5 protein-coding genes are annotated in these 5,287 nt (G+C 74.4%); 1 reads left to right on the top strand and 4 read right to left on the bottom strand.

Annotated features, from left to right (window positions below; all coding sequences use genetic code 11):
• Nucleotides 1-129: 129 nt before the first annotated feature.
• Together ACFQ6N_RS39940 and ACFQ6N_RS39935 are read right to left on the bottom strand one after the other, a co-directional pair.
• On the bottom strand, nt 130-1,788 hold the full coding sequence (locus ACFQ6N_RS39940; protein WP_380659078.1) for an LCP family protein: 1,659 nt from the start codon (nt 1,786-1,788) through the stop codon (nt 130-132).
• Nucleotides 1,781-2,239 carry a DUF6542 domain-containing protein gene (locus ACFQ6N_RS39935; protein WP_380659077.1) on the bottom strand — a complete coding sequence of 153 codons (459 nt, stop codon included), beginning with the start codon at nt 2,237-2,239 and terminating at the stop codon, nt 1,781-1,783. The genes ACFQ6N_RS39940 and ACFQ6N_RS39935 overlap by 8 nt, the downstream gene beginning before the upstream one ends.
• Before the next feature lie 355 nt (nt 2,240-2,594).
• Between ACFQ6N_RS39935 and ACFQ6N_RS39930 the strand changes: the two genes are divergently transcribed.
• Nucleotides 2,595-3,302 carry a TetR/AcrR family transcriptional regulator gene (locus tag ACFQ6N_RS39930; RefSeq protein WP_380659076.1) on the top strand — a complete coding sequence of 236 codons (708 nt, stop codon included), beginning with the start codon at nt 2,595-2,597 and terminating at the stop codon, nt 3,300-3,302.
• A gap of 82 nt (nt 3,303-3,384) precedes the next feature.
• On the opposite strand, the gene ACFQ6N_RS39925 is transcribed toward ACFQ6N_RS39930, so the two are convergent.
• Entirely contained in the window at nt 3,385-4,104 is a 720-nt protein-coding gene (locus tag ACFQ6N_RS39925) for a hypothetical protein (protein WP_380659075.1), read from the bottom strand.
• A gap of 217 nt (nt 4,105-4,321) precedes the next feature.
• A complete protein-coding gene (locus ACFQ6N_RS39920) occupies nt 4,322-5,134 on the bottom strand; it encodes a GNAT family N-acetyltransferase (protein ID WP_380659074.1) in 813 nt (270 codons plus the stop codon).
• Nucleotides 5,135-5,287: the final 153 nt, after the last annotated feature.

Raw genomic sequence — 5,287 nt, 5'->3', positions numbered from 1 at the left:
GGGGGTCGGGGGTCGGGGTTCGGTGGTCGGTGGGGGGTGGGGGGGGGTGGGGGGGGCGGGGGTACTACTTCGTGGGGCCCTGCGGGGGGCCCCGCGGGGGGGGGGGGGGCACCGGGGGTGCGGGGCGGGTCAGTAGACGCAGGGGATGCCGCCGTCGGACTGGGCGTCGACGCCGGGGCCCTGCATGGGCAGGTTGGCGGCCGGGTCCGATCCGCCGGCCGGGGCGGGCTTGTCGGCGGCGACGCCGGTGAAGGTGGTGCCGAGGGTGACGACGACGCGGTCGGCGCCGGCGGTGGCGGACTCGGTGGCGGTCACGCCGTAGCGGGCGGCGATCTGGTCCGCGGCCTCCTTGGCGCCCTTGCCGTAGGTCACGGTGGTGGTCTTGGGCTTGGTGGCCGCCGAGCCGGTCCGGCCCTCCTTGAACCCCATCGCGACCAGGGCCTTGGCCTCGGCGGTGGAGGAGACCCCGGCGGCCGTGGAGGCGTTGAGGACGTCCACGGTGACGGCCTTGGCGGCGGTCTGCGCCGGCGTGGGCGCGGTCGTCGGGCTCGCGGGCGGCTGGGTGGCGGCCGGGTCGGCCGTACCGCCCGCCGCGGCGGGGGCGGCGGCGTCGGCGTAGCCGAACAGCTGCTTGACCACCTTCTGGACCTTCGCCGGGGTCACCAGGTTCACGTCCTGGCCGTTGCGGGTGCCGAAGCCGTCGAAGGTGAGGGTGTTGAACTCGACGTTCCCGCCGGTCAGCGCGGGCGCCTGCTGGGCGAAGTCGAGGATGTTCCACTCGTTGTCGATGACGAGGTCCTTCTGTATGACGCCCATCAGCTCCTGCATCTTGCCGAGGTCGCCGACGATGCCCTTCTGCTTCAGGTTGTGCACGACCGCGGAGATGAAGGCCTGCTGGCGGTGGGTGCGGGCGAAGTCGCCCGAGTTCCCGTCGGGGCCGTCGAGGTTGTGGCGCTGGCGGACGAAGGAGAGCGCCTGGGCGGCGTTGAGGGTGTTGATGCCCTTCTTGAAGTCGGCGCCGGAGCCCTGGCCCTCCATGGCCGGGTCCTTGGTGTCGTGGGTGAGGCAGACCTGGATCGGCTCGACGGCCTTGGCGATGTCGTAGAAGCCCATCAGGTTGACCTCGGCGATGTGGTCGATGGGCTGGTCGAGGAACTTCTGCACGGTGCGGATGGTGGCCGCGCGACCGAGGTCGCGGCCGGCCTTCTCCAGGTCGGCGCCCTTGAGGCCCTTGGCCCGCAGGCCCGGGTCGGCCTTGTCCTTGGCCGCCCCGTAGGCCTCCTTGATCTTGGCCATGCCGAGCTGGGAGCCGTCGGCGTTGTAGGTCATGACGTAGTCGTCGCGCGGTATGGAGACCGCCTGCACCTTGCCGCCGTTCGCGGGGATGTGCAGCAGGATCAGCGAGTTGGTGTTGTAGCCGCCGATGTCGGAGCTGTGGCCGGCGTGCAGCTCGTCCTGGACGAACTGCGGGGGCAGGTCCGAGCCGTCCATGTTCTTGCGGCTGTCCAGGCCGATCAGCAGCAGGTTGACGGAGTTGTCGAGGTGCTTGGGGGCGTCCTTCTTCGTCTGGGAGATGACGTTGGACGTGGTCATCCCGTCGGTGAGCTGCTTGTACTCGTACCAGACCACCCCGCTGGCGGCGAACACCGCCAGTCCGACGGTGCAGGCCACCACCCGGCCCGCGACCAGCAGCGGGGAGGTGCGCGGGCGCGGAGTCCTCCTCGACGCGCCCCCGGTCCGGTCGCCGGGCTGTTCGCCGGCCCGCTCGCCGGTCCGGTTCTCAGCCATGCTGCCTCCTCCGCCCCCGGACCAGCCGGACCGCGATCACCAGTACGGCCGCGGCCGCGGCCTGTGCCATCACGGGGAACCCGTGCACCACCCACTTCGCCGAGCCGGTGGCCAGGGCGCTGCCGTGGTAGGCCGCGCTGTTCGCGAGCAGTTCGGCGCCGGCCGTCACCCCGAGGACGATCAGCGGCGTGGCGGCGAGCACCCACCACCAGCCGTTCCGGCTGCTCAGGGCGGTTGCCGCGATCGCGCCGAGCACCGCGCCCAGGGCGAAGGCCACGCCCATGCCGGGGCCGGAGAGCTCGTCGACGACCGCGCCCAGGACAGGCAGTGCGACGGCCAGTGCGGCGGGCAGTGCGGCCCCGCCGGGCAGGGGTCGGGCGGCCGGGGCCGGCCCGGTCGCGGCCCGACGCCGTGACCCCTGGTCGGACGACCGTCCTCGCTGCCCTGCCATGCACTCACCCCCGGTGTTCCCGTGTTCCGGGCGCCACGGCGGCGCCCGCGCCGGTGCCCGTCCGTAAGTCCGTACGTGGCGCTGCCAGTTCTGGACGTCTCGGGCGGCTGCCCGGTTCCCGTGCGCGGCCGGGCCGTCCGTGATCGGGGGCCGCGCTTCCGCATTGCCTCTACACGGGTGTAGAGATCGTAGGCAGCATAGATCACGTGCGTCCGGTGGCAAGCCCGGGTCCGCCGCGACCGGGTTCGCTGTGGCCCGGGGCGCCAGGGCCCGGGCGGGGCGACCGGCCCGCACAAACTACACCGGGCAGTTTCCAGGAGGGTCGGCCGAGGGGCCGGCAGACGAGGAGTGGGCCGTGGCGGCGACGGGCGGAGCGGGGCGGCCGGAGAAGCGCAGGGCGATCACGCGGGCCGCGGCGGTGGTGTTCGGGCGCGAGGGGTACCTCCGCGCCGGCATGGACGCGATCGCGGCGGAGGCCGGGGTGTCCAAGCGCACGGTCTACAACCACTTCGCCGACAAGGAGACCCTCTTCCTGTCGGTGGCGCTGCAGAGTTCGGCCGAACTGAGGGAGCGGACACGGGACTTGATGGCGGCCTGTCTCGACCCGGCGGTGGACCTGCGCCAGGGCCTGGTCGACTTCGCGGTCGAGCGGGCGCGCGCCGTGCTGTCGGCCGGGGAGCCCGGAACGCCCGGAACACCCGGGGAGCCGGGAGGGCAGGGCGGCCTGGCCGCCCACGGCGGGCACGGGGCGCTCGGCCGGGCGATCCGGGCCGAGGTGGCCAACATCCCCGCGGACGTCCTGGAGGCCTGGGTGGAGGCCGGGCCGACCGCCACGCTGCGCGACCTCGCGGCGCACTTCGAGGCGCTCGCGGCCCGGGGGCTGCTGGTGGTCGAGGACGCCGGACTGGCCGCCGAGCAGTACACGCTGCTGACCTTCCACGGCATCGCCGAACGCTCCTTCTGGGGCGCGGTCCCGGTGCCGGACGAGGAGGTCGGGCGGATCGCGGAGGCCGGCGTCGACGCCTTCCTGCGGATCCACGGCGCCCCGGCCGTGCGGAGCTGACCCCTGCTGCCCGGCCCGGCGCCGGCTCCGGAACCCCGGGCGGGGGCGGCAGTGCGCCGCCCCCGCCCGAAGTCCCCACGGGTCACTTCCAGTTGATGCCCTTGCCCTTGCCGAGGGTGTACGGGTCGCCCCAGTACTCGGCGCCGGCGACCTTGGAGGCCTCCGGGGACATCGCCACCGCGCAGGAGGTGGCGGACTGGCCGTTGGTGAAGCCCTTGGGCAGGGACTCGCCCTTGCACTTGGGGAAGGCGCCGATGATCATCAGGTCCTGCGCCTCGGTGCCGTCCGCCAGCAGGCCCTTCATGTGGGTGACGCTGGTGAAGGACAGGTCGGTGCTGCCGGCGTTGGTGACGCTGTAGTGGATGTAGTACGGCACCAGGCCCTTGGCCTTGTCGCCCAGGTTGAGCGAGGCGAGGTCGGCCGGGTCGCCCTTCTCGATCGAGGTGACCGCGAGCGCGATGGTGCCCTTGGTGCTGCCCGAGGTGAACGGGATCGTGACGGCGTCGCCGACCTTGACCGTGGTGCCCGGGGCCGCGGTGGCGCCGGCCGGCGCGGGAGCGGCGGCTGAGCCGGACGCCGCGCCGCCCGCCGGGGCGGAGCTGCTCGGGGCGGCCGGGGTGATGGCGCCGTTGCCCGGCGACGGGGCGCTCGTGGCGGGCGCGGGCGCGGACGGCGCGGCGGGCGCGGTCGTCGCGGTGTCCGACGACGCCGCGTCGTCGTTGCAGGCGGTCATGGTGAGTGCGCCGACCGAGGCCAGCGCGGCCAGGGTCAGTGCGCGGCGACTGCTGCGGATGGGCTTCATGTGGCGTCCCCCGTTTCGTGGACCGCCGGTCGGCGGTCGCTCCGATGGATCTTCATAGCGCAGCGCGGAGACGCCGCGCCATGGTCTTGGCGCCGTTTTGACCGCTCCGTGACGACTCCCTCGCGGGTCCGTGACAAGGGATGCCGAGTCGTGATCGGCGGGGGCGGTGCGGGGCACTCGGAAGGGGGAGTGAAGCGGGGGGAGCCGAAGCGGGTAGTCAGCCGGCGCCGAGCACCAGCTCGTTGTACGTCGCGACGGTGGTGAAGCCGAGCCGCTCGTAGAGCCGGATCGCCGGAGCGTTGTCGGTGCGGACGTTGAGCCCCAGGTGGTCGGTGGTCGGGGCCAGGTGCCGGCACAGGGCGGTCACGCAGGCCCGGGCGAGGCCGCGGCTGCGGGCGTCCGGGTGGGTGGCGACGTTGCCGAGGACGGCGACCCGCTGGGCGGCGGAGTGGACGTGCACCCCGGCGACGGCCAGCAGCCGTCCGTCCGCCCTGATCCCGGTGTAGCCGCCGCCGGCCAGCAGCCGCGGGTCGAACCAGGCCTCGGGGTAGGCCTCGGCCAGCAGGTCGCGTACGTCGGTGAGGTCGTCCGCGGTCAGCGGCCGGGCCGCGGGGCCGGAGCCGCTACCGGCCCCGGTACCGGCACCGGCCCCGGCTCCGGCCGGAAGCCGCCCGGTGAGGAGTATTCGGAGCAGCGGCGTCCGGCGCTCGACCGCGTAGTCGGGCGCGAGGGCCCGCTCGGCGCCGTCCGGCAGACCGGCCGTGAACCGGCGCGGCAGGAACGGCCGCAGGTCCCGCAGCAGCGCCTCCAGCGGCGGGACGTCGTGGGGCCGGGCGAAGGCGAGCAGTACGGGGGAGTCACCGCCGCTGTACAGCAGGGCGACCGGGCCGCCGTCGGCGGAGGCGGTGTACCAGGCGGTGTTCGGCCAGAGGGTGTCGTCCAGGTCGCCGAGCTCGAAGAGGTGCAGTGCCGGATCGGCGCGGAACCGGTCGGCGAGCGCGGCGCGGTCGTGCAGGCTGATGAGGGGCACCCGGTCGAGGATAGGCCCGGTCCGCGCGGGGGCGGCCCCGCGCGGGCCGGGGCCCGGGGCGCGGCGCGGGGGGGGGGGCCGGCCCAAACGCCGCGGGGACGTTTAAAAAACAGACGCGGCCGGCGGAAGGGGGGGGGGTGTTATGGGGGGGCG

It is taken from the genome of Kitasatospora sp. NPDC056446 (genome assembly GCF_042796115.1).
GTDB lineage: Bacteria > Actinomycetota > Actinomycetes > Streptomycetales > Streptomycetaceae > Kitasatospora.
This window is presented reverse-complemented; position numbering and strand designations above follow the sequence as displayed.